This is a genomic window from Mycobacterium sp. (genome assembly GCF_049683355.1).
Lineage (GTDB): Bacteria > Actinomycetota > Actinomycetes > Mycobacteriales > Mycobacteriaceae > Mycobacterium.
Window position 1 is genome coordinate 1 of the sequence record NZ_JBAUJB010000393.1, and the last position, 1,588, is coordinate 1,588.

Sequence of the window (1,588 nt, forward strand, 5' to 3'; positions counted from 1 at the left end):
CCGATGCCAAGCAGTTCGCCGACGCGGTGCATGCGGTCTACCCCGACCAGATGCTCGCCTACAACCTGTCGCCGTCGTTCAACTGGGACACCACCGGCATGACCGACGAGGAGATGCGGGCGTTCCCCGAGGAACTGGGCAAGATGGGGTTCGTCTTCAACTTCATCACCTACGGCGGACATCAGGTCGACGGTGTCGCCTCCGAGGAGTTCGCCACGTCGCTTCGCCAGGAGGGCATGCTCGCCCTGGCGCGGCTGCAGCGCAAGATGCGACTCGTCGAATCGCCCTATCGCACACCACAAACCCTGGTCGGTGGCCCACGCAGCGACGCCGCGCTGGCCGCCTCGTCCGGGCGGACCGCGACGACGAAGTCGATGGGCAAGGGTTCGACGCAGCACCAGCACCTGGTGCAGACCGAGGTGCCCAAGAAGCTGCTGGAGGAGTGGCTGGCGCTGTGGAGCGAGCACAATCAGCTTCCCGAGAAGCTCAGCGTGCAGCTACGGCCGCGGCGTGCCGGCTCGGATGTGCTGGATCTGGGTATCTACGGCGACGGTGACGAGCCCCTGGCGAACGTGGTGGTCGATCCGATCAAGGATCGGCACGGACGCAGCATCCTGACGGTGCGCGACCAGAACACCTTCGCCGAACAGCTGCGCCAGAAGCGGCTGATGGATGTGATCCATCTGTGGCTGATCCATCGGTTCAAAGCCGAGATTGTCTACTACGTGACGCCGACCGAGGACAACATCTATCAGACCGAGAAGATGAAGTCCCACGGCATCTTCAGCGACGTCTACCAAGAGGTGGGCGAGATCATCGTCGCCGACGTGAACAAGGAACGGATCGAGGAACTGCTCGCTCCCGACCGGGAGGCGCTGCGCAGGCTGATCAGCAAGCAGGACTGAGCACCTTTTCGCCGGAACGGTATTCCACGCGCAAGAATTCGAGTGAGCGCCGCGTGGAATACAGTTCCGGCGGAGTTCAGGAGGCGGCGGCGCGGCGCAGCAGGTCACGCCACCTGCCGACCGTGGCCGGGTCGGTGACGGTGTAGCGGGCCACCCGGACCGGGTCCGGCGCCGCGGGCGTGGGGGCTGCGGGAAGGTAGCCGTCGGCGGGCACCAGTGAGCGGGCCTCAGCGACGACATCACCGTCTGTCGGTGACACCGCCGCGGGTCCGCACGCGAACGGCAGGTCGGGAAGCGCCGCGGCGAGGGCGGCATCGCCGGCCATGCCGATGCTCGTCAGCCCGGCGAGGTTCACCACACACGGCAGTCCGAGCGCTTCCGCGCGACGCAGCGCGCGGCGCACTCCCCCGAGCGGTCCGCAGCGCAGCACCGCGATGTCGGCGGCCTCGGCCTGCGGCCCTGCTTCGCGCAACAGCAACGCGTCCACGGCGACCGGGACATCCACGCCGCGCCGGACGGCGGCGACGACCTCGAGGCTGCCGCCGTACAGTTCCACCATCTCGAGTCCGCCTGCGGCCCTGTCGAGTCGGGTGATCGCCGCGATTGCCTCGTCGGCATCGGTCGCCTCGATCACACAGCGCACCGCGGCGCCGGGCCGCTGCGCGTCGCGCACCGCGGACACC

The 1,588-nt window shown here is 68.0% G+C and carries 1 protein-coding gene and 1 pseudogene; one reads left to right on the forward strand and one right to left on the reverse strand.

What is annotated here, in order from left to right; genetic code table 11:
- Positions 1 to 905 (forward strand): annotated as a pseudogene (locus tag WA944_RS22575) (isocitrate lyase ICL2); the annotation flags it as partial.
- A gap of 76 nt (positions 906 to 981) precedes the next feature.
- Here WA944_RS22575 and WA944_RS22580 read toward each other — a convergent pair.
- Positions 982 to 1,588, reverse strand: a 607-nt coding sequence (locus WA944_RS22580) for an O-succinylbenzoate-CoA synthase (RefSeq protein WP_526647368.1), incomplete at its 5' end; no start/stop codon positions are given.